The sequence below is a fragment of the Anoxybacillus flavithermus genome (genome assembly GCF_002742685.1).
In the GTDB taxonomy this organism is placed as follows: domain Bacteria; phylum Bacillota; class Bacilli; order Bacillales; family Anoxybacillaceae; genus Anoxybacillus; species Anoxybacillus flavithermus_E.
Genome location: NZ_PEDM01000001.1, coordinates 42,521 through 64,775, shown reverse-complemented (window position 1 = coordinate 64,775; position 22,255 = coordinate 42,521). Strand labels below are relative to the sequence as shown.

The window sequence follows — 22,255 nt, the reverse complement described above, 5'->3', positions numbered from 1 at the left end:
TGCGATATGAATTTACTTGAAAAAACGAGAAAAATTAATGCGATGTTACAAAACGCCGCTGGAAAGCCTGTGAACTTTAAAGAGATGGCAGAAACGCTCTGCGAGGTCATCGAGGCGAACGTCTTCGTCGTCAGCCGTCGTGGAAAATTGCTCGGTTTTGCGATTAAACAAACGATTGAAAATGAACGAATGAAAAAAATGTTAGCGGATCGTCAATTCCCAGAAGAGTATACGAAAAATTTATTTAATATTACAGAAACATCACCAAACCTTGATATTAATAGTGAGTATACGGCATTTCCAATTGAAAATAAAGACTTATTTAAAAATGGTTTGACGACGATTGTGCCGATTATCGGTGGTGGTGAGCGATTAGGAACGCTCATTTTATCTCGCTTAGATAAAGAGTTTCATGATGACGATTTAATTTTAGCTGAATACGGAGCGACAGTTGTCGGAATGGAAATTTTACGAGAAAAAGCGGAAGAAATTGAAGAAGAAGCGCGCAGTAAAGCAGTCGTTCAAATGGCGATCAGCTCGCTTTCATATAGTGAATTAGAGGCCATCGAACATATTTTTGAAGAGTTAGATGGGACAGAAGGCTTGCTTGTGGCAAGTAAAATTGCTGACCGCGTCGGGATTACACGCTCAGTCATTGTCAATGCGCTTCGCAAACTAGAAAGTGCCGGGGTCATCGAATCCCGTTCGCTTGGCATGAAAGGAACGTACATTAAAGTATTAAACGATAAGTTTTTAACTGAGCTCGAGAAATTAAAACACCATTAAAAACAAGAAGGCATCTTTCTCGTAAAGATGCCTCTTTTGCTAAAGTATGTGAAAAATAGTCCAATGTTCCCTATATACATTATGTAAATAATTTTTTACAATAAAGGTGTCGAACGGTGTCTCAATGGGGAGGAATATGTCGTGAAATTGTTTTCAAATACATTCCAAATACTAGAACAAGGATTAAATTATTCATCGTTGAAACAAAAAGTAATCGCAAACAATATTGCGAATGTCGATACACCAAACTTTCAAGCAAAAGATGTTCAGTTTCGTACCGAATTTCAGCAAGCGTTACAAGCGTATCGTACCGATCCACGCCATTTTGAGTTCAAAGGAAGTACAAACAAATTTTTCGTGACAACTAAAAACGATCTCGTTTACAATCATAATAACAACAATGTCGATTTAGATAAAGAAATGTCGGATTTAGCGCAAAACCAAATTTATTATAATGCTTTAGTTGAACGATTAAACGGGAAGTTTAACTCTTTGAAAACGGTCATTAAGGGAGGAAAATAATACATGTTTCAAAGTTTCAATGTGTCTGCCTCTGCGTTAACTGCTCAGCGGTTGCGCATGGATGTCATTTCAGCGAATATGGCGAATGTCGATACGACACGAGCGAAAATGGTCGATGGGAAGTGGCAGCCATATCGTCGTAAAATGGTTGTGATGCAGCCGAACGAATCGTTTTCTTCCTTCTTGAATCAAGCAATGAACGAGCGCTCATCAGGTGGAGTAAAAGTAACGAAAATCGTTGAGGATCAAACACCATTTAAACTTGTATATGACCCGTCTCATCCGGATGCAGATGAAAACGGATATGTACAATTGCCGAACGTTGATCCATTAAAAGAAATGGTCGATTTAATGAGCGCTACACGCTCGTACGAAGCGAACGTGACCGTGTTAAATGCGACGAAAGGGATGTTAATGAAGGCGTTAGAAATCGGAAAATAGGAGGGGTAAGGGATGATTGATCGCATTCAACGTGCAGCTTTATCGCCAACGGTACAGCCGCAAGCGGCAAAACCAGCTGAAGTGCAACGGGCTTTTTCACAATTTTTAAAAGAAGCGATTGATGAAGTCAATAAACAACAAATCGCATCAGACCAGTTGACAACGAAGCTAGCAAAAGGAGAAAACGTTGATTTGCACAATGTGATGATTGCTTCACAAAAAGCAAGCGTTTCGCTTCAATTAGCAATTGAAGTGCGCAATAAAGTCATTGAGGCATATCAAGAAGTGATGAGAATGCAAGTATAATGGACCTCAAGAGATAGCGGAGGAAGCATATGAACGAGCGATTAAAACAAGCGATAGAACGATTGAAATTGTTTTGGAGCGAGAGAACAAAACAGCAAAAAGTGATGGCTTTAGGACTTGTTGGGCTGTTGATCGTTGCCGTTGCGCTTACCGCTTTTTTTGCGACGCGAACGAATTTTGTTCCTCTCTACAGCAATTTATCGCCGCAAGAAGCCGGGCAAATTAAAGCGACGCTTGATCAACGGGGAATTAAGTCGCAAATTACCGATAACGGAACGACGATTTTAGTGCCTGAACAGCTTGTCAACACATTAAAAGTGGAATTAGCTGCAGAAGGCATTCCGGATAGCGGAAGTATTGATTATTCGTTTTTTGGGAAAAACGCTGGTTTCGGGATGACGGATAATGAATTTAACGTGTTGAAAATTGAGGCGATGCAAACAGAGCTCGCCAATTTAATAAAAAGTATCGACGGGGTAGAAGATGCGAAAGTGATGATTAATCTACCCCAACCGACAATCTTTGTTGGTGACCAACAGGAAGAGGCATCCGCATCTATCGTTTTGAAAACAAAAGCGGGATATAAATTTAATGAGCAGCAAATTAAATCACTATATCACCTTGTTTCCAAAAGCGTGCCGAACCTTCCTACTGAAAATATCGTCATTATGAATCAATATTTTGAGTACTTTGACTTAAAAAATGAAGAAAATTTTTCGTCCGGCAAAACATTTGCTGAACAGTATGAAATAAAACAACAAATTGAACGCGACATTCAACGCCGCGTTCAACAAATGTTAGGAACGATGATTGGACAAGATAAAGTCGTCGTTTCTGTGACAGCAGACGTGGATTTTACGCAAGAAAATCGCCAAGAAGAGCTTGTTGAGCCAGTAGATAAAGAAAATATGGAAGGCATCGCTGTAAGTGTACAGCGAATTACGGAGACGTTCTCCGGCAAAGGTGCTCAACCAGGTGGTACGACAGGAACAGGAGAAAACGCTGTACCGGGCTATCAAGGAACAAATGGCGAGACAAACGGGGATTATGAGCGAATTGAGGAAACAATTAATAACGAGGTTAATAGAATAAAAAGAGAGATTGTTGCAAGTCCTTATAAAGTGAAAGACTTAGGTATTCAAGTCATGGTTGAGCCACCAAAACCGAACGATCCAAACTCAATTCCTGCTCAAACGGTTGATGATATTACAAAAATTTTAGGAACGATTGTGCGGACGTCAGTCGATAAAGACATTGCTGGACAATGGACGGATGCTGATTTACAAAACCGCGTCGTCGTTTCTGTGCAGCCGTTTAACGGAAAAGTGCAGTTTAACGAACAAACATCAACTATTCCGACATGGGCATATATTGCAGGTGGCGGTGTGCTTGTTGTGCTCCTTGCGCTCATCGTCTTTTTATGGTTGCGCAAACGGAAAAAAGAAGAAATGGACGAACTGTCATTACAAGAAGAACAAGTGGCAGTACAAATTCCAGATGTAAACGAAGAAGTGGAAACAGAAGCAACGTTGCGCCGCAAGCAGCTTGAAAAGCTCGCAAAAGAAAAGCCAGAAGAGTTTGCGAAATTACTACGAACATGGCTTGCAGAGGAATAAGGGGGGGGATCGTATGGCGAAAAAAGGCGAATTAACAGGAAAACAAAAAGCGGCCATTCTCCTCATTTCATTAGGACCAGACGTTTCAGCATCTGTATATAAACATTTGTCTGAAGAAGAAATTGAAAAATTGACGCTCGAAATTTCAAACGTTCGCCAAGTGGATGCCGAGAAAAAAGAAACGATTTTAGAAGAGTTTCATCAAATTGCGTTAGCGCAAGATTACATTTCACAAGGCGGTATTGCTTATGCGAAACAAGTGCTTGAAAAAGCACTTGGACCAGAGCAGGCGATGAACATTATTAATCGTCTCACGTCTGCGCTGCAAGTGCGTCCGTTTGATTTCGCACGCAAGGCGGATCCGGCGCAAATTTTAAACTTTTTGCAAAATGAACATCCGCAAACGATTGCACTTGTATTGTCGTATTTAGAACCAACGCAAGCCGGTCAAATTTTATCAGCGCTGCCACAAGAAATGCAAGCGGACGTTGCTCGTCGCATCGCTTTGATGGATCGTACCTCACCAGAAATGATTAATGAAGTTGAACAAGTGCTCGAGCGGAAGCTGTCGACAACGGTTGTACAAGATTACACGCAAACAGGTGGTATTGAAGCTGTTGTCGAAGTGTTAAATGGTGTCGATCGGGCAACTGAACGAACGATTTTAGACGCGCTTGAAATTCAAGACCCAGAATTAGCAGAAGAAATTAAAAAGCGTATGTTTGTCTTTGAAGATATTGTTACGCTTGATAATCGCGCCATTCAACGTGTTATTCGCGAAGTGGACAATGCCGACTTGTTGCTTGCGTTGAAAGTATCTAGCGATGAAGTGAAAGAAGTTGTATTCCGCAACATGTCTTCTCGTATGGCGGAAACGTTCAAAGAAGAAATGGAATTTATGGGTCCTGTTCGTCTTCGCGACGTAGAAGAAGCGCAATCGCGTATTGTCGCAGTGATTCGTCGTCTCGAAGAAGCGGGTGAAATTGTCGTCGCTCGTGGCGGAGGAGATGATATTATTGTCTAAAATCATTAAAGCCCCATTTGCTCGGACGTGTACCGAGCAACGAGCAGTCATCGAAGTAAAAAAATTGATGCCTGATATGCAGCAAGAAGAGCATGAGCCACATGATGAAACGACGATACAGCATGTGCAGATGATCATCGAGCAGGCAGAACAGCAAGCCGCACACATTCGTCAAGAAGCGGACATGTACTACGCATCTGTTCAACAACAAATTGCTGAAGAGCAAAGACAATGGGAAGAACAACGAAGTGAATGGATAAACGAAGCGCGTCAAGAAGGATATGAGATCGGTTTGGAGCAAGGGCGCCAAGAAGGATTTCAGCAATATATGGAGGCGATTCGTGAGGCGAAGAAAATCGTACAATCAGCTAATGAGCAGTTTTATCATATACTTGAATCAGCTGATGAAACAATTTTACTTGTCGCGTGCAAAGTAGCGGAGCGAATTATCGGTGAGCGTCTTGATGAAAATAAGGAACATTTTCTTGGGCTTGTGAAACAAGTAATTAAAGAAGTTCGTGAACATGAAGAAGTAAAAATGTACGTGCATCCAACGTACTACGATGTCGTTGTTCGCCAAAAAGATGAGTTAAAAGCATTATTTAGTCAAGACATTCATTTATTTATTTATCCAGATGAAACATTAGCTGAAACAAGTTGTATTGTCGAAACACCGTTTGGGCGCATTGATGCAAGCGTTGATACGCAGCTCGAGCAATTGAAGCTACAATTGCTTGAGCGGATCGAGGGGGCAAGCGGATGAACTGGCAAACACTCATCAATGAAATTGAGTTGCTCGACCCATATAAACGATTTGGCAAAGTCACACGCGTCATCGGTTTGATGATCGAAGCAAAAGGACCAGAAAGCTCGATTGGCGATGTGTGTTACATTCATATCGGTCATAAAAAGAAGAAAAAAATTCAAGCGGAAGTCGTCGGTTTCCGCGACGAATATGTACTTTTAATGCCTTATGCAACCGTTCAAGACATTGCTCCGGGTTGCATTGTAGAAGCAACGGGAGCGCCACTTGAAATGAAAGTCGGTTCAGCGCTTGTCGGGCGTGTCATTGATGCATTAGGAGCGCCACTTGACGATCAACCGCTTCCGAAAGGATTGACGGCCGTTCCAATCGACCGTCAACCGCCAAATCCAATGACGCGTCCTCCCATTTCAGAACCAATTGAAGTCGGGGTAAAAATGATTGACAGTTTATTAACGGTAGGGAAAGGACAACGTGTCGGCATTTTTGCTGGCTCGGGCGTTGGGAAAAGTACGTTAATGGGGATGATTGCCCGCAATACAAATGCGGATTTAAACGTTATCGCACTCATCGGCGAACGCGGACGCGAAGTGCGCGAGTTTATTGAACGCGATCTCGGTCCCGAAGGATTAAAACGCTCTATCGTCGTTGTCGCGACATCTGATCAGCCAGCTCTCATGCGCATTAAAGGGGCATATACAGCAACAGCCATTGCGGAATATTTTCGTGATCAGGGACTAAACGTCATGTTTATGATGGACTCGGTCACCCGTGTGGCGATGGCGCAACGTGAAGTCGGATTAGCGGTCGGTGAGCCACCGACAACGAAAGGATATACACCTTCTGTTTTTGCCATTTTACCGAAATTGCTTGAGCGAACGGGGACGAATGAGCACGGAACGATTACTGCTTTTTATACGGTGCTCGTTGACGGTGATGATATGAATGAACCGATCGCTGATACAGTAAGGGGCATTTTAGATGGTCATTTTGTATTAGAACGCCAACTAGCAAATAAAGGTCAATATCCAGCGATTAACGTATTAAAAAGCGTCAGCCGCGTCATGAACTACATTGTGACGCCAGAACATCGAAAAGTGGCAGAAAGATTGCGCGAGTTGTTGGCGACATATATTCAATCAGAAGATTTAATTCAAATCGGTGCTTATAAACGAGGATCGTCACGTGAAATCGACGAAGCGATTCGTTATTATCCAAAAATTATTTCGTTTTTAAAACAAGATGTTCATGAATCGTACACAATAAACGAAAGTGTTCAACAGTTGTTTCAACTTATTGAACAAGGGTGAGTAAACAATGACACCATTTCAATTAAAAAAAATTTTAAACTTAAAAGAACATGAAAAACAAAAAGCGCTGCACGAATATGAAGAAGCGCGCCATCGATTTGAAGAAGTGGCGGAAAAACTATACCACTTTTTAAAACAAAAAGAAGAGTACGAAGAACAACATAAACAACAATTACAGTCGGGGCTAGCGATTCAACATATTCGTTCGTTTCAGCAATTTATGAACAATTTGCAGCGTGTCATCGATCACTATCAGCATCTTGTTATGCAAGCCCGTCAACAAATGGAGTTGAAACAACGAAAGTTAGTTGAATTGAATGTAGAAGTGAAAAAATATGAGAAAATAAAAGAAAAGCATGATGAAATGATGGCACAACAAATGCGAATTACAGAACAAAAGCAAATGGATGATATTTCAATTCAACAATATTGTTATCGAGAAACAAGGTGAGCGTCAATGGAACAGTTTGAAAAAGAAGAGGAAAAGAAAAAAGCGAGCAAGCTTCAATGGTTTCTTTTTGTCGTTTTTATTCCGCTTTTATTTACGATTTCGGTTGTTTTACTTATTTTAACGTTCTCTGGTATTAACGTATTTGAACAAGGGAAAAAATATGCAGGGCAACTGCCGTTCGTTTCCCAATGGATTGAGGGAACAGACGCGAACGAAAAAAAGAAACTACAAGAACAAATTGTCGAGCTAAAAGCAACGATTGTTGAGAAAGAAAAGGAGCTCGCAAAAACGAAAGATACTATAAAAGAAAAAAATGCCGAAATTGACACGCTCAAACAAGAAATTGCACGTTTGCAGGCGGAAAAGGAACAAGCACAACAGCCGACAGCACAGACAAAAGAGCAGACAAATGCTCCGCGTGTAGACGTTGTGAAAATGTATGAAACGATGTCTCCAAAAAAAGCAGCAGAAATTATTCCGCAAATGTCGGACCGCGAAGCTGTCGATTTGCTCTCGCAACTAAAAACAGACAAAGTGGCGGCCATTTTAGAAAAAATGGATGCCGCAAACGCCGCGAAATATACGAGCTTGCTTGCGAAAAAAGCGAACAATTGAAAGGAGGTGAAAACATGAATATCGCGCCGATTTCTTCAATCGTTTCGTTCGGCGGATCTCATCAACAAGCAACCGTTCAAACGGGTGATGGGGATGTATTTTCCCAATTGCTTTCATCATTGCGTCAAACGTCAGAATCGTTACAAGCATTGTCGGAACAGCCGGAAACGATGCAACGAGTGGATTGGGAGCAGTTGCAGCAATGGTTTGAACAGCTTCCGGCGCATGATGCGTATGCAGACAAGCACATATTATCAACTGAAATGATACAATCGTTTCTTTCTCTTTTACCAGAAGAAACAAAAGAGCAAATTGTTCAACGATTTTCAGCTGAGCCACCGTTTGAAACGATGTTTTCAGCGTCAGATGATCATGATGAAAAAGATGAACTGATGCTCGTCATTGCTTTGTTTCAACTAGAACAAAAGCAATGGACGATCCCACAGTCGATGACTGAACAAGTACGCACAACGTTGCGCAATGTATTTGGTGTGCAAGACGAACAGAGCGACACGATGACAGCGATGTTGCAAGCAATGTTGGACAACCAAACCCGGTTGGACAGCAGGCTTAATGCGAACGAAGTGAAGAGAAAAACAGTAAAATCGATGGCTCAAACGATTGCAGATCGACAATCACAATTAAACAACGTGCATAGTGTGAACAAAATGGAAAGTGAATCAGTAGAATTGACTGCTCGAATGATTACAGACCATCAAGTACGATGGAGCGGCAAAGAAAAAATAAAGGATAAATTGTTGAATATAGTTCCGTCCACTCATGAGTCGTTAGCTACAGATGTTGAAAAAATATTTGAAGATGGGAACATAAATAGTGATTTGTTCCGAAAATATCCGATTACTTCGCGAGCACAATTAGTAAGCACGTATGTACAAGAACAACAATCATCGGGGTCTGCGAAAAAGGAAGATGCTCTATTGACACAAGAGCGCAAACAATGGACGATTCGTTTGTCTGATTTGGTGCACGCTGTTCAACAATCAGATGATAAACATGTACCGTTTGACCGACCAACGATTGATACGACGAATGAAACACCGTTTGTCGCACAGTTTGAGCGAATTGTTCGTTCAAGTCAATTCACGAGATGGAAAAACGGCAATGCGCAAATGCTGATTCGCCTTCAACCTGAACATTTAGGATATATAACGATTAAGCTTATTCAACAAAAAGGGAAGCTAACGGCAAAAATGATTACATCGACTGAAGCGGCGAAACAGCTAGTGGAACAACATATTCATCAGCTTGCGCATATTGCGGATCATATTACGGTCGAACAATTTAATGTATTTGATCAAGCGAAATTTCGCGATCATTCATTCCATCAACAAAAACAGCAACAGCAACAACAAGAGCAACCAAGAGAAGAGAAAAAGCAACCTGATCAATCATTTGATGAGTGGCTAAACGAATGGTTTGACTTTGACATGTAGAGGTGATAGACGTGACAGCGATCGATCCGAGCTTGCTTTTGTCTCAGCGGCAAGTACAGCAGCGCGAAACAGGGAAAAGCTCTTTAGGAAAAGACGATTTTTTAAAAATTTTAATTGCTCAATTGCAACATCAAGATCCGTTAAATCCGATGGAAGACCGTGAATTCATTTCACAAATGGCAAACTTCTCATCGCTTGAACAAATGGTCAATATGTCAAATATGATGAGCAAGTTTATTGAAACACAGACGGGCACATCGGAAAAACTTACAGGTACGTTAGATGCATTGCAAAAGCTTATTCAACAACAATCTGCCCCATCGCTTGCTCAATATAGCGAATGGATCGGTAAGACGGTTACATGGGATGAACAAAGCGGTGTGGTGAAAGCTGTCGTTCAAAAAGAAACAGACATATGGTTAGAGCTTGATCAAGGGAAGATGGTGTTAGCCTCTCGCGTCACAAGAGTGTCGCAATAAAGGAGGTGAGAAAATGAATCGCATTCAATTTTTTCCGCACACCCCATTGATTCCGTCGAAAAAACAGACGGTTGCTTCAACGGAGCGGCAATCGTTTCACGATGCCCTTGTTGAAGCGGAGCAAACGTTAAAAATAAGCAAACATGCCCAACAACGTTTGCAAGAACGAAATATTCATATTAACGATGAACAGTGGGCAGCGATCGGACAAAAAATTGTTGAGGCAAAACAAAAAGGGGTGCGCGACTCGCTCGTCATTACAAATGAAGCTGCGTTTATTGTGAGCGCAGTCAATCAAACGGTCATTACAGCGATGCATCGTGAAGAGGCGCAGAGCCAATTGTTCACAAACATTAACGGAGCCATTATTATATAAGGCCGGACCTTTACGGAGGCCTTCGAGCGTGCGGAATGACAGAAGCCGCTCAAACAACGAAAAGGAGAGGATTATATGTTACGTTCCATGTTTACTGGAATTGGTGGTATTCGCAACTTTCAATATAAATTAGACGTCATTGGTAACAATATTTCTAACGTCAACACGTATGGCTACAAAAAAGCGCGCGTCACATTTAAAGATCTTGTTTCCCAACAAATTTCTGCGGCAACATCATCAACAGGAACACGCGGGGGAATTAATGGCAAACAAATCGGATTAGGAAGCGGGCTAGGTTCGATCGAAACGATTCACACGCAAGGTTCGACGCAAACGACATCGCGTCCGCTTGACTTAGCGCTCGGCGGCGACGGCTTTTTCGTCGTTGGGTCGATTAATGATGTGACATTAATTAGTATGGATGGACCAGCTGGAAAATTAGGAACAAATAGAGTGAATGCGGGTGTACCGATCGATCGAGTGTTTAATTTGAATTTTACACGTGCTGGAAACTTTTATTTAGATGAGTATGGCTATGTTGTAAACTCTGATGGACAATATTTAATTGGTGAGGCAGCGATTAAGACATTACCTTCTGCCACAAACCTTAATCAAGTTAACACTTTAAGAACTCAACTCGATAACTTTGTAAACGGGGCTGGAGGGCTAGTTAATTTCGTTCAAAATTGGAAAAATAATTTTGACCCCCCTTCTTTTTCTAACTTTAATACTTTTATCAACAATTTTAATACACAAATTAACAATATGAATACGAATATCGGTAACTTTAATAACAATGTTTCGCCAAAAGCAAGTATCAATAACATGACAACAATTCCAACAAGCGGATGGCCAACTACGTTAGACCAAGCTGAAAAAATGATGGGCCCATATTTAGAAGGAATTAGTGGTTCTGTGGAGAGTATTCAACAAGTGCTGCAAGACTACAGCGAGCCGAAATACGGAAATGTGACAAGTTTTGAGCCGGGGTTAATTCAAATTCCGAAAACAGCGAAAAGTTTTGGAATTACGGCGGACGGAAAAGTGACGTTCATTGACAGCAATGGGCAATTAAAAATTGCAGGACAAATTTTGTTGGCGCAATTTCCGAACCCGAGCGGTTTAGAAAAAATGGGCGGAAATACGTTTAAAGAAACGAACAACTCGGGGAAACTCGACCGAAATGCAAACGGCTTGACGATTAATGAATTGTCGCGTCCAGGTTTAAACGGTGCCGGTGAAATTATTTCCGGGGCATTAGAAATGTCGAACGTCGATTTATCTGAAGAGTTTACAGAAATGATCGTTGCGCAACGAGGATTCCAAGCGAATACACGCATTATTACAACGTCGGATGAAATTTTACAAGAGCTTGTCAACTTGAAGAAATAATAAATAAAGGGGGGACGGGGGCGTTTGCCCCCGATACATAATGATTCGATTAACGAGGTTAAACGGTAAACCTTTTACGTTAAACGCCATTTACATAGAACAAGTTGAAGCGTTCCCAGACACGACCATTACGTTAACGAATGGCAAAAAGTTTGTCGTGCGGGAGTCTGTAGAAGATGTTATGTTATTAGTAGAAACGTTTTATCGTAACATTTCTGTGCTCGGATTAAGGAGAGAGGCGGAGGGATCCGACGTTGAAAGACAATAAAATGTTAAAAATCATGTTGATTGTTATGGGAGTGATTACGCTTGTTAGCGTCGTCGCCCTTGTTGTTGTTATGAAATTTATGGGGAATAATGAGCCAAAAGAACCGACAGTCGATGAAATTGTCGCCAGTTCGTTTGATGTACCGGAAATCATGACGAATTTAATGGACGGAAGCTTTATTAAAATTGCGTTTAAAATTCAAACAGATAGCGAAAAAGCAAAAGAAGAAGCCGAAAAACGCGATTTCCAAATTAAAAACATCATTATTGAAGAATTATCAGAAATGACAGCGGAACAGTTTAAAGGAAAACAAGGAAAGTTGCTTTTAGAGAAAAAACTTCGCGAACGCATCAATGAGCTCATGCAAGAAGGAAAAGTTGAGAAAATTTATATAACCTCCTTTATTCTCCAGTAAATAAAATGAATAGGAGTAGGAGGTGAGAACGATGTCAGGAGAAGTTTTATCGCAAAGTGAAATAGATGCCTTGCTTGCGGCGCTATCTGCTGGAGAGATGAGCGCCGATGAGCTGAAAAAAGAAGAAGCAGAGAAAAAAGTGAAAGTGTATGACTTTAAACGGGCGTTGCGGTTTTCAAAAGATCAAATTCGCAGTTTAACGCGCATACATGAAAACTTTGCTCGACTATTGACGACGTTTTTTTCCGCGCAATTGCGCACATATGTGCAAATTTCCGTCGCATCGGCTGACCAATTGCCATACGAAGAGTTTATTCGCTCTATTCCGAAAATGACAATTTTAACGGTGTTTGAAGTTCCTCCGCTGGATGGACGCGTGCTGTTAGAAGTCAACCCAAACATTGCTTATGCCATGCTTGATCGCGTATTAGGAGGCAGAGGTGTAAGTTTAAATAAAATCGAAAATTTAACCGAAATTGAAACAAAAATTATGTCCAGTTTGTTTGAAAAAGCGTTTAGCAACTTGCGTGAAGCGTGGGAGTCTGTAGCAGATATCGATCCGATGCTCACAGATTTTGAAGTCAATCCACAATTTTTACAAATGGTATCACCAAATGAAACGGTTGTTGTTATTTCGCTAAATACACAAATTGGTGATACAAGTGGAATGATTAACATTTGTATTCCACACGTCGTTTTAGAGCCGATTATCCCGAAATTATCTGTTCATTATTGGATGCAAACACAAAAAAAAGAGCGTGAACCAGAGGAAGTTGCGACGCTACAAAAACGATTAAAACAAACGAAAGTACCAATGATCGCAGAGCTTGGTACATCGAGCATTTCCGTCCAAGAATTTTTACAACTTTCCGTTGGCGATGTCATTCAGCTTGATCAAACGGTGCGCGATCCACTCATTATTAAGGTAGGAGATGTACCGAAATTTATTGGACAGCCGGGAAAAATGAATAAACGATTAGCAGTGCAAATTTTAGATGTAATAAAGGGGGAAGACGGCGATGATGAGTGACGATATGTTATCTCAAGATGAGATTGATGCGTTGTTGCGAGGAATTGACGAAGACCCGATGCCGTCTAGTACAATGTCGATCGATGAAGTATTGACACCAATTGAACAAGATGCGCTTGGTGAAATTGGAAATATTTCGTTTGGCAGTTCAGCGACAGCGTTATCGATGTTATTAAATCAAAAAGTTGAAATTACGACGCCGAGCGTTTCACTCATTGAACGTGCACGCGTGGCAGAAGAGTTTCCGCATCCGTATGTTGCGATTCAAGTGAGCTATACGGAAGGATTTTTAGGAACGAATTTACTTGTCATTAAACAATCTGATGCCGCCATTATCGCAGATTTAATGATGGGGGGAGACGGCACAAATCCGCCCGCCTTTATGGATGAAATTCAACTGAGTGCTGTGCAAGAAGCGATGAACCAAATGATGGGTTCCGCCGCAACGTCAATGTCGACGATTTTTAGTAAAAAAGTCGATATTTCACCACCAAGTTTACACTTACTTGATTTATCAGAAGGCGAAGGGTTTGAATATTTACCGCCGGACGACGTGCTTGTAAAAGTATCGTTTCGCTTAAAAGTAGGCAATTTAATTGATTCTAACATTATGCAACTGTTGCCGATTCATTTTGCGAAAGAATTAGTCGAAAATTTATTAAATCCGTCTAGTACAAAAGCGCAAACATCAGCTACAATAAATACGAACGAGCCACGTCAAACCGCGCCATCCGCACAAACGCAACCAGCGCCTTCACCGGCTCAACAAATGCAAAAAGAAGCTCCTCAACATTTTGGAACGGGAGCCGTGCAGCAGCCTGTCAACGTCCAGCCTGTTGCTTTTGCAAGTTTTGAACCAGCGCCGCTTCCAGAAGCGGAATCGCGCAATCTCGACATGTTGCTTGACATCCCGTTGCAAGTGACGGTTGAACTCGGGCGAACGAAGCGTTCTGTACAAGACATTTTAGGCTTATCGTCAGGTTCTATCATTGAGCTCGATAAGCTAGCTGGTGAACCAGTTGACATTTTAGTAAACAACAAACTGATCGCAAAAGGCGAAGTTGTTGTCATTGATGAAAATTTCGGCGTGCGTGTGACAAGTATTATTAGCCAAAGCGATCGGCTAAACAAATTACGATAATTTGGGAGGTTTTTGGAGAATGGCGAGAATTTTAATTGTTGATGATGCAGCATTTATGAGAATGATGATTAAAGATATTTTAACGAAAAACGGGCACGAAGTTGTCGCAGAAGCAGCCGATGGAGCACAAGCGGTCGAAAAATATAAAGAATTTCGTCCGGACTTAGTTACAATGGACATTACGATGCCAGAAATGGATGGCATTACGGCGCTGAAAGAAATTAAAAAAATTGATAGCAACGCCAAAGTCATTATGTGTTCAGCTATGGGGCAACAAGCGATGGTTATCGATGCTATTCAGGCAGGAGCAAAAGATTTTATTGTCAAGCCGTTCCAAGCAGATCGTGTCATTGAAGCGATTAACAAAACGCTCGGTTAGAGGTGGAATTCATTGCGCTATATTCGCATCATCATGTTGTGCGCGTTCGTTGTTCTGCAAGCAGTTTCTCCTGCTTTTGCAGAACAAACGAATAGCGTAAAAGAATGTGTAGAGCATCCAGAAAAGTGTCAAGAACAACAAACAGACAAGGCAACGGAATCCGAAATCGTTGCCCAACCGTCTCCGATTACGGTTTGGGATTTTGTCAAACTGATTGCCGCAACGGCTTTTGTTGTATTGTTGTTATATGCGCTTTTAAAATGGTTAAATAAACAAAACCGATTTTATGAGCGAAAAGGGCTTATCCAACATTTAGGTGGGACAAGTTTAGGAATGAATCGGACGATTCAAATTGTGAAAGTCGGTCGGCGTGTGTTTGTTGTCGGTGTAGGTGAATCAATTCACTTATTAAAAGAAATTACGGATGAACAAGAAATTGAAGAGTTGCTTAAGCAACACGAAGCACGTCTTGATTCATTGCTTGATAAGAACGTATGGAAATCGCTCCAATCGTTTTTGCAGCGAAAAACAAACGAGCCTCGTTTTCGCCAATTATTCGATCGAGAATTACAACAGTTAGCCGAGAAGCGAAAACAAGCGATGAGAGCGCTGGAAAAAGAAAGGGATCCACATGAATGAAGTCATGCAGTTTTTTAATAACAGTGCGCCCGAAAACGTAGCAACATCCGTCAAACTGTTGTTGCTTTTGACGGTCTTGTCAATTGCACCCGGTATTTTAATTATGGTGACATCGTTTACACGCATCGTCATTGTTTTATCGTTTGTTCGAACAGCGCTCGGCACGCAACAAATGCCACCAAACCAAGTCATTATCGGGCTATCGCTATTTTTAACATTTTTTATTATGGCACCGACTTTTCAACAAATTAATCGTGATGCCTTGCAGCCGCTGTTTGATGAAAAGATTAATTTAGAGCAAGCTTATGAACGTGCCGAAGCGCCGCTAAAAGAATTTATGAGTAAACATACGCGACAAAAAGATTTAGCTTTATTTTTAAGCTACGCAGGAGCTAAACAACCAAAAAAGGTGCAAGACATTCCGATGTCAGCGCTCGTCCCCGCTTTTGCGATTAGCGAACTAAAAACAGCGTTTCAAATCGGCTTTATGTTATTCATTCCGTTTTTAGTCATTGATATGATTGTCGCAAGTGTATTAATGTCGATGGGAATGATGATGTTACCGCCGGTCATGATTTCGTTGCCGTTTAAAATTTTATTATTTGTTCTCGTGGATGGTTGGTATTTAGTCGTGAAATCATTATTAGAAAGCTTTTAAAGTAGGTGGGAAAAATGAGTCCCGATTTTGTCATTCAAGTTGCGGAACGCGGTGTATACATGGTGCTTGTGATATGCGGTCCGCTCATGTTGCTTGCCCTTGCGGTCGGCTTGTTTATTAGCATTTTGCAGGCGACAACGCAAATTCAAGAACAAACGTTAGCGTTTGTTCCAAAAATTGTCGCAGTGCTACTCGGTCTCGTCTTCTTCGGACCGTGGATGCTTTCGCGCATGGTGTCATATGCATATAATATTTTTAGTAACTTGAGTAAATTTGTAGGATGAAGCGTATGGAGCTATATACGTATGTACCGACATTTTTACTTATTTTCGCGCGCGTCGCTTCGTTTTTCGCAACGATGCCGCTTTTCTCCTATCGAAATGTACCAAACGTTCATAAAATCGGTTTTGCTTTTTTTATAAGTTGGCTCATGTTTTTTTCACTCGATCCAAAGCCATTAGATATTGACGGAACGTATATGATGTTGCTGATGAAAGAAGTGCTTGTCGGGTTACTGATTGGGCTTGTTGCGTTTATGATCATGTCAGCGATTCAAATTGCAGGAGGATTCATTGATTTTCAGATGGGGTTTGCGATCGCAAACGTCATCGATCCGCAAACAGGCTCCCAAAGCCCATTAATGGGACAGTATTTATACACAATTGCTTTGTTTTTTTTGCTTGCCGTCAATGGACATCATTTGTTGTTAGACGGTATTTTTTATAGCTATCAGTTCATTCCGCTTGATCACCCCATTTCTTTCGAGAATGGACAAATTGCAGAACAAGTCGTTCGTTTATTTCAAGCGATGTTTGTTATTGCATTGCAAATGGCCATTCCGATTGTTGGCTGTTTGTTTTTAGTTGATGTAGCACTCGGCATTGTAGCCCGAACGGTTCCGCAGATGAACATTTTTGTCATTGGGCTACCTGTGAAAATTATTGTTAGCTTTGTTTTGTTTGTCATTGTATTTTCAAGCATGTTTGTCGTCACAAAACAACTGTTTGAATTCACCTTTATGTCGATGCGCAGCATGATGAAACTATTAGGAGGCGCGTAACGTGAGCTGGCTGTCCGTTGATTTGCAGTTTTTCGCCGGAGAAAAAACAGAAAAAGCAACGCCGAGAAAACGGCAAGAAGTGCGTAAGAAAGGACAAGTAGCAAAAAGTGCGGATGTGACCGCTGCCTTTTTAATGCTCATTGTTTTTCTTGTTCTTTCGTTTTCTTTAGGCATATGGGGAGATGCGATCGCCCGGCTATTTCGTCAGTCGTTTCAACATTACTTTTTCATGGACGTCACGGTCGATTCCGTGCAGTTGATTTTCGTTGATCTTCTTCGCCAGTTTGCGTTGCTTGTTGGTCCGATTTTTTTAGCCGCCATTGCTGCAGCGCTATTTGCTAATTTTGTGCAAGTTGGTTTTTTATTCACGACCGAACCACTGCAAATGAAGCTAAGCAAACTCGATCCGATTCAAGGATTTAAGCGCATATTTTCACTTCGGGCGCTTGTAGAATTGTTAAAGTCCATTTTAAAAGTATTGTTTGTTGGTGTTGTAACTTTTTCCGTTTTGTGGATGCACATCGATGATATTTTATCTCTATCTCATAAATCAATCGGAGCGATTGCGGCCACGCTTGGACGTTTAACGATTCAAATGGGGCTTGTTGCTTCTGTCGCTTTACTATTTCTTTCCCTTTTCGATTACTTGTATCAACGGTACGATTTTGAAAAAAATATTCGTATGTCAAAGCAAGACATTAAAGACGAATATAAAAAGACAGAAGGGGATCCGTTAATTAAATCCCGCATTAAGCAAAAACAACGAGAAATGGCGATGCGCCGTATGATGCAAGAAGTGCCGAAAGCCGATGTGGTCATTACAAACCCAACCCATTTTGCTGTGGCGTTAAAGTATGATGAACAACAAGCAGACGCTCCGATCGTTGTCGCTAAAGGAGCAGATTATATGGCGCAAAAAATCAAAGACATCGCGAAAAAAAATGATGTCATGATTGTTGAAAATCGCCCGCTTGCACGTGCACTATACGATCAAACAGATATCGGCATGGTCATTCCAGAAGCTTTTTTCAAAGCGGTAGCAGAAATTTTAGCGTACGTCTATAAAACAAAAAATAAACTTTAATTTTATGTATGTGAACAGGAGAGAACGTTTATGTCGGCAAGGGACTTATCTGTATTACTTATGGTTGTATTGATTGTAGCGATGCTCATCATCCCTCTACCATCGTGGTTGCTCAGTATCCTCATTATTATGAATATTTCTCTTGCATTGCTCGTTCTCTTAACATCGATGAATATGCGCGAACCGCTCCAATTTTCGATCTTCCCTTCGCTTCTCCTTTTGCTTACATTATTTCGCCTCGGTTTAAACGTTTCCACGACTCGCTCGATTTTAAGTAAAGGGGAAGCAGGGGGAGTGGTTGAAACGTTTGGAACGTTTGTTATTGGTGGAAATGTTGTTGTCGGTTTCGTTGTGTTTTTAATTTTAATTATTATTCAATTTGTCGTCATTACAAAAGGAGCAGAGCGCGTATCTGAAGTTGCGGCGCGCTTTACGCTCGACGCGATGCCGGGAAAGCAAATGAGCATTGACGCCGATTTAAATGCCGGCATCATCTCTGAACAACAAGCGAGAGAACGACGTGAAAAAATTGCGCAAGAAGCTGATTTTTATGGGGCGATGGACGGAGCAAGTAAATTCGTAAAAGGTGACGCGATCGCAGGAATTATTATTGTATTAATTAACATGTTATTTGGAATTGTCATCGGCATGGTGCAACAAGGGATGGACATTGGCGAAGCGGCAAGAAGATATACGCTATTAACCGTTGGAGATGGAATTGTTAGCCAAATTCCAGCGTTATTAATTTCAACGGCTACTGGTATTGTCGTTACTCGTGCGGCTTCCGATGATAATTTAGGTGCCGATATTATGCGGCAGCTGTTTGCGTATCCGAAAATGTTATACGTCACAGCGGGGACCATTTTTTTACTCGGTTTGTTTACCCCGATTAATGATTTGCTAACGATCCCGATTGCTTCTTTGCTCGCTTTCGGAGCCTATCAATTAGCAAAACAAGCGCATGTGGATGAAACAAAACTAGAAGAGACAGAAGAAGAGATCGAAATGGATCAAATGAAAAGCCCAGAAAGTGTTGTTAGTTTACTTAGCGTTGATCCGATTGAGTTTGAATTTGGATACGGATTAATTCCGCTTGCTGATGCGAATCAAGGTGGAGATTTATTAGATCGTATCGTCATGATTCGTCGTCAACTTGCTTTAGAGTTAGGAATCGTCATTCCAGTTGTTCGCATTCGTGACAATATTCAATTGCAGCCGAATGAATATCGACTAAAAATCAAAGGAAATGAAGTAGCGCGTGGCGAGTTGTTACTTGATCATTATTTAGCGATGAGCCCGGGCGTTGATGATGATTCCATTGAAGGAATCGATACGATTGAACCGGCGTTCGGTTTGCCAGCGAAATGGATTTCTGAAGAAATGAAAGAGCGAGCCGAAATGTTTGGATATACGGTCGTTGATCCACCATCTGTCGTATCTACGCATATTACTGAGCTGTTAAAGGCACACGCACATGAATTGCTCGGGCGTCAAGAAACAAAACAGTTAATCGACCATGTGAAAGAATCGTATCCAATTTTAGTGGAAGAAGTGACGCCAAATCCGTTATCCGTTGGTGATATTCAAAAAGTACTTGCCAACTTATTGCGTGAAAAAGTATCGATTCGCAATTTGCCAGTCATTTTTGAAACGCTTGCGGATTTCGCTCGAATGACGACAGATCCGGATCTTTTAACAGAATACGTTCGGCAAGCGCTCGCTCGTCAAATTACGAGCCAATATGTAGTTGAAGGTCAACCTTTACGTGTCATTACATTATCAGGAAAGGTCGAAAAAATGATTGCCGAAGGTGTGCAACAAACGGAACACGGTAACTATTTAGCGCTTGATCCGGTCGTTTCGCAAGCGATTATTGAAGCGATTGCGATGCAAATTGAACAATTTCCGTTTCAAGATCAATCACCAATTTTACTTTGTTCACCGGCTGTGCGCATGTATGTGAGACAATTAACGGAACGATATTTCCGTCACGTTCCAGTATTGTCGTATAATGAGCTTGAGGCAAATGTTGAAGTTCAAAGTGTTGGGGTGGTGAATGTGGAATGAAAGTAAAAAAGTTTGTCGCTTCGTCTATGCCAGAAGCGATGAAAATGATTCGAGCAGAACTTGGCAATGATGCTGTCATTTTAAACTCAAAAGTTGTGCAAAAAAAAGGTTTTCTTGGGTTGTTTTCTCGGAAAAATATCGAAGTGATCGCTGCCGTTGATCCAAAGCCTGCCACTGCGTCCGTTCAAAAAATAAAAGAAAAACGAAAAGAGCGTACAGAACCGGCGCACGATGAACAACTATTAAAAGAAATTCATGAATTAAAAGCGACGATCCGCCAGTTGTCACAAGGAGGGGGAGTTGAGCATTACCCCGCTCCGTTAAAAGGAATAGATGCTCATTTAATCGATCAAGAAATAAGCGATGATGTGCGGGCAATGTTTATGTCCGCATTGTTGCAACGTTGGTATACGTCCGGGGCGAACGCTTCATATGACGAAGTGAAACAATGGCTTCATGAAGAAATCGTTCACATGCTATCCCCTCTTCCGTTTGGTGGCATGTCGTTTCAAAAAAAATTTGTCAACGTTGTTGGACCGACCGGTGTTGGTAAAACGACAACGCTTGCGAAAATGGCCGCCGATTGTGTCATTAAACACCGAAAAAAAGCGGCGTTTATTACGACAGATACGTATCGTATTGCTGCTATTGATCAGCTGAAAACATATGCAAAAATTTTAAATGTGCCGCTTGAAGTATGTTACAATCTCGACGATTTTCGTAAAGCGAAAGAGAAGCTTGCATCGTATGATATTGTGTTTATTGATACAGCTGGACGAAATTTTCGCAATGTCCAATATGTGAACGATTTAAAAGAAATGATCGACTTTAATGAAGAAATGGAAACGTTTCTCGTTTTATCACTAACCGCAAAGTGGCGAGATATGAAAGACATTTATACACAGTTTTCGATCATTCCGATTCATAAATTTATTTTTACGAAAGTGGATGAAACGAGTCGGCATGGAGCGATGTTAAATATGATGATCGGATGCGGCATCGGTGCAGCTTATATGACGCACGGACAAAACGTACCTGATGATATTGTTGAAGCTACTCCACAGCTTGTGGCAAATATGGTTACTGGGGTCGAGCAACAATGATGAGAGATCAAGCGGAAAGCTTACGTTTGCGCGTGAAAAAAATGCAACATGGAGCAGAAACGAAAGCGATTGCTGTATTGAGTGGCAAAGGCGGGGTCGGAAAGTCGAACGTTTCGTTAAACTTTTCCTTAGCGCTACGTCAGCGGGGAAAACATGTATTGTTGTTTGATATGGATATTGGCATGGGAAACATTGATATTTTGCTTGGACACACATCTTCTCGTACTATTATCGATATTTTTCGTCCAGACGTCACCATTCATGATATTATAAAAACAGGACCAGAACAGCTGTCATTTATTGCTGGGGGAACAGGATTAACAGAAATTTTTCATATGGATGAGCAAAAAGTCGAGTATTTTATTGAACAATTGCAACTCGTTTCCGAGCAATACGACTATCTCATTTTCGATATGGGAGCAGGTATGTCTGAAGATCGTCTTCAGTTGCTCAAGGCGGTGGATGATATTTTTATCGTCACGACACCTGAACCGACCGCTTTAACAGATGCATATGCAACGATGAAGTACATTCATTTAGCAGATCCACAACTCCCAATTTATGTGCTAGTCAATCGCGTACGTTCGGATAAAGAAGGAACAGAAACATTGCAACGTCTAAAACAAGTGGCGAAACGTTTTTTAGGAAAGCAATTACATGCATTAGGCTATATACCTGAAGACCGAACAGTAAGCACGGCTGTCATTCGGCAAACGCCTCTTCTTTTATTTGATCCGAGTGCAAAGGCGAGTAAGGCGGTTATGCAAATGACGGATCGCTACTTAGCAAAAGAAGAGCACGAGGGGCAAGCGAAACGTCCGTTTCACTTTTTTGCCAAGCTACGTCAATACTTTTTGGAAAGGTAGGTTATCATGA

At 41.3% G+C, this 22,255-nt stretch carries 27 protein-coding genes; all 27 read left to right on the top strand.

Translation table 11 applies throughout. The features are described from left to right. The first annotated feature begins 6 nt into the window (after nucleotides 1–6). The 27 genes from codY to CS060_RS00220 all read left to right on the top strand — a co-directional run bounded on the left by codY (nucleotide 7) and on the right by CS060_RS00220 (nucleotide 22,245). Nucleotides 7–786, top strand: a complete 780-nt coding sequence (gene codY, locus CS060_RS00350; protein WP_035047072.1) for a GTP-sensing pleiotropic transcriptional regulator CodY — start codon at nucleotides 7–9, stop codon at nucleotides 784–786. Between the two features lie 141 nt (nucleotides 787–927). Then, nucleotides 928–1,308 carry a flagellar basal body rod protein FlgB gene (gene flgB, locus CS060_RS00345; protein WP_032099727.1) on the top strand — a complete coding sequence of 127 codons (381 nt, stop codon included), beginning with the start codon at nucleotides 928–930 and terminating at the stop codon, nucleotides 1,306–1,308. A gap of 3 nt (nucleotides 1,309–1,311) precedes the next feature. Then, nucleotides 1,312–1,749 (top strand): flagellar basal body rod protein FlgC, encoded by a 438-nt coding sequence (flgC, locus tag CS060_RS00340; protein WP_035047069.1) that lies wholly within the window; start codon nucleotides 1,312–1,314, stop codon nucleotides 1,747–1,749. 12 nt (nucleotides 1,750–1,761) lie between these two features. Continuing rightward, a complete protein-coding gene (fliE, locus tag CS060_RS00335; protein WP_035047067.1) occupies nucleotides 1,762–2,055 on the top strand; it encodes a flagellar hook-basal body complex protein FliE in 294 nt (97 codons plus the stop codon). A gap of 29 nt (nucleotides 2,056–2,084) precedes the next feature. Beyond that, nucleotides 2,085–3,671 (top strand): flagellar basal-body MS-ring/collar protein FliF, encoded by a 1,587-nt coding sequence (gene fliF, locus CS060_RS00330; protein WP_099668574.1) that lies wholly within the window; start codon nucleotides 2,085–2,087, stop codon nucleotides 3,669–3,671. A gap of 13 nt (nucleotides 3,672–3,684) precedes the next feature. Continuing rightward, nucleotides 3,685–4,695: a flagellar motor switch protein FliG gene (fliG, locus tag CS060_RS00325; RefSeq protein ID WP_006323055.1), complete on the top strand. Its 1,011-nt coding sequence runs from the start codon at nucleotides 3,685–3,687 to the stop codon at nucleotides 4,693–4,695. After that, complete coding sequence (fliH, locus tag CS060_RS00320) at nucleotides 4,679–5,458, top strand: flagellar assembly protein FliH (protein ID WP_035047065.1); 780 nt, start codon at nucleotides 4,679–4,681, stop codon at nucleotides 5,456–5,458. Before fliG ends, fliH begins: the two co-directional genes overlap by 17 nt. Continuing rightward, nucleotides 5,455–6,768, top strand: coding sequence for a flagellar protein export ATPase FliI (gene fliI / locus CS060_RS00315; RefSeq protein ID WP_035047063.1), 1,314 nt, complete (start codon nucleotides 5,455–5,457; stop codon nucleotides 6,766–6,768). Before fliH ends, fliI begins: the two co-directional genes overlap by 4 nt. Nucleotides 6,769–6,775: 7 nt before the next feature. Beyond that, entirely contained in the window at nucleotides 6,776–7,219 is a 444-nt protein-coding gene (fliJ, locus tag CS060_RS00310) for a flagellar export protein FliJ (RefSeq protein WP_035047061.1), read from the top strand. Between the two features lie 6 nt (nucleotides 7,220–7,225). After that, on the top strand, nucleotides 7,226–7,834 hold the full coding sequence (locus CS060_RS00305) for a MotE family protein (RefSeq protein WP_099668573.1): 609 nt from the start codon (nucleotides 7,226–7,228) through the stop codon (nucleotides 7,832–7,834). Nucleotides 7,835–7,848: 14 nt separating this feature from the next. Beyond that, nucleotides 7,849–9,288 (top strand): flagellar hook-length control protein FliK, encoded by a 1,440-nt coding sequence (locus CS060_RS00300; RefSeq protein WP_035047057.1) that lies wholly within the window; start codon nucleotides 7,849–7,851, stop codon nucleotides 9,286–9,288. An 11-nt stretch (nucleotides 9,289–9,299) separates the two neighbouring features. Further along, nucleotides 9,300–9,767 (top strand): flagellar hook assembly protein FlgD, encoded by a 468-nt coding sequence (gene flgD, locus CS060_RS00295; RefSeq protein WP_035047054.1) that lies wholly within the window; start codon nucleotides 9,300–9,302, stop codon nucleotides 9,765–9,767. Nucleotides 9,768–9,780: 13 nt separating this feature from the next. Next, on the top strand, nucleotides 9,781–10,143 hold the full coding sequence (locus tag CS060_RS00290) for a TIGR02530 family flagellar biosynthesis protein (RefSeq protein WP_035047052.1): 363 nt from the start codon (nucleotides 9,781–9,783) through the stop codon (nucleotides 10,141–10,143). A gap of 75 nt (nucleotides 10,144–10,218) precedes the next feature. Next, nucleotides 10,219–11,535 carry a flagellar hook-basal body complex protein gene (locus CS060_RS00285; protein ID WP_035047049.1) on the top strand — a complete coding sequence of 439 codons (1,317 nt, stop codon included), beginning with the start codon at nucleotides 10,219–10,221 and terminating at the stop codon, nucleotides 11,533–11,535. 40 nt (nucleotides 11,536–11,575) lie between these two features. Further along, nucleotides 11,576–11,803, top strand: a complete 228-nt coding sequence (locus CS060_RS00280) for a flagellar FlbD family protein (RefSeq protein ID WP_035047047.1) — start codon at nucleotides 11,576–11,578, stop codon at nucleotides 11,801–11,803. A gap of 1 nt (nucleotide 11,804) precedes the next feature. Further along, nucleotides 11,805–12,218, top strand: a complete 414-nt coding sequence (gene fliL, locus CS060_RS00275) for a flagellar basal body-associated protein FliL (protein ID WP_006323069.1) — start codon at nucleotides 11,805–11,807, stop codon at nucleotides 12,216–12,218. Nucleotides 12,219–12,249: 31 nt separating this feature from the next. Continuing rightward, complete coding sequence (fliM, locus tag CS060_RS00270; protein WP_035047045.1) at nucleotides 12,250–13,248, top strand: flagellar motor switch protein FliM; 999 nt, start codon at nucleotides 12,250–12,252, stop codon at nucleotides 13,246–13,248. After that, nucleotides 13,238–14,389 (top strand): flagellar motor switch phosphatase FliY, encoded by a 1,152-nt coding sequence (gene fliY / locus CS060_RS00265; RefSeq protein ID WP_035047043.1) that lies wholly within the window; start codon nucleotides 13,238–13,240, stop codon nucleotides 14,387–14,389. The genes fliM and fliY overlap by 11 nt, the downstream gene beginning before the upstream one ends. 19 nt (nucleotides 14,390–14,408) lie before the next feature. Then, complete coding sequence (gene cheY, locus CS060_RS00260) at nucleotides 14,409–14,768, top strand: chemotaxis protein CheY (protein ID WP_003394872.1); 360 nt, start codon at nucleotides 14,409–14,411, stop codon at nucleotides 14,766–14,768. A 12-nt stretch (nucleotides 14,769–14,780) separates the two neighbouring features. Continuing rightward, nucleotides 14,781–15,407 carry a flagella biosynthesis regulatory protein FliZ gene (gene fliZ / locus CS060_RS00255; protein WP_035047041.1) on the top strand — a complete coding sequence of 209 codons (627 nt, stop codon included), beginning with the start codon at nucleotides 14,781–14,783 and terminating at the stop codon, nucleotides 15,405–15,407. Further along, entirely contained in the window at nucleotides 15,400–16,065 is a 666-nt protein-coding gene (fliP, locus tag CS060_RS00250; protein ID WP_035047039.1) for a flagellar type III secretion system pore protein FliP, read from the top strand. Before fliZ ends, fliP begins: the two co-directional genes overlap by 8 nt. A 14-nt stretch (nucleotides 16,066–16,079) precedes the next feature. Then, on the top strand, nucleotides 16,080–16,349 hold the full coding sequence (gene fliQ / locus CS060_RS00245; protein ID WP_035047153.1) for a flagellar biosynthesis protein FliQ: 270 nt from the start codon (nucleotides 16,080–16,082) through the stop codon (nucleotides 16,347–16,349). Continuing rightward, complete coding sequence (gene fliR / locus CS060_RS00240) at nucleotides 16,346–17,125, top strand: flagellar biosynthetic protein FliR (protein WP_099668572.1); 780 nt, start codon at nucleotides 16,346–16,348, stop codon at nucleotides 17,123–17,125. The genes fliQ and fliR overlap by 4 nt, the downstream gene beginning before the upstream one ends. A 1-nt stretch (nucleotide 17,126) precedes the next feature. Further along, nucleotides 17,127–18,209 (top strand): flagellar biosynthesis protein FlhB, encoded by a 1,083-nt coding sequence (flhB, locus tag CS060_RS00235; protein WP_035047037.1) that lies wholly within the window; start codon nucleotides 17,127–17,129, stop codon nucleotides 18,207–18,209. A 30-nt stretch (nucleotides 18,210–18,239) separates the two neighbouring features. After that, nucleotides 18,240–20,276, top strand: a complete 2,037-nt coding sequence (gene flhA / locus CS060_RS00230; protein WP_035047035.1) for a flagellar biosynthesis protein FlhA — start codon at nucleotides 18,240–18,242, stop codon at nucleotides 20,274–20,276. Then, entirely contained in the window at nucleotides 20,273–21,379 is a 1,107-nt protein-coding gene (flhF, locus tag CS060_RS00225) for a flagellar biosynthesis GTPase FlhF (RefSeq protein ID WP_099668571.1), read from the top strand. Before flhA ends, flhF begins: the two co-directional genes overlap by 4 nt. Then, nucleotides 21,376–22,245, top strand: a complete 870-nt coding sequence (locus CS060_RS00220) for a MinD/ParA family protein (RefSeq protein ID WP_035050730.1) — start codon at nucleotides 21,376–21,378, stop codon at nucleotides 22,243–22,245. The genes flhF and CS060_RS00220 overlap by 4 nt, the downstream gene beginning before the upstream one ends. The last annotated feature ends 10 nt before the right edge of the window (nucleotides 22,246–22,255 follow it).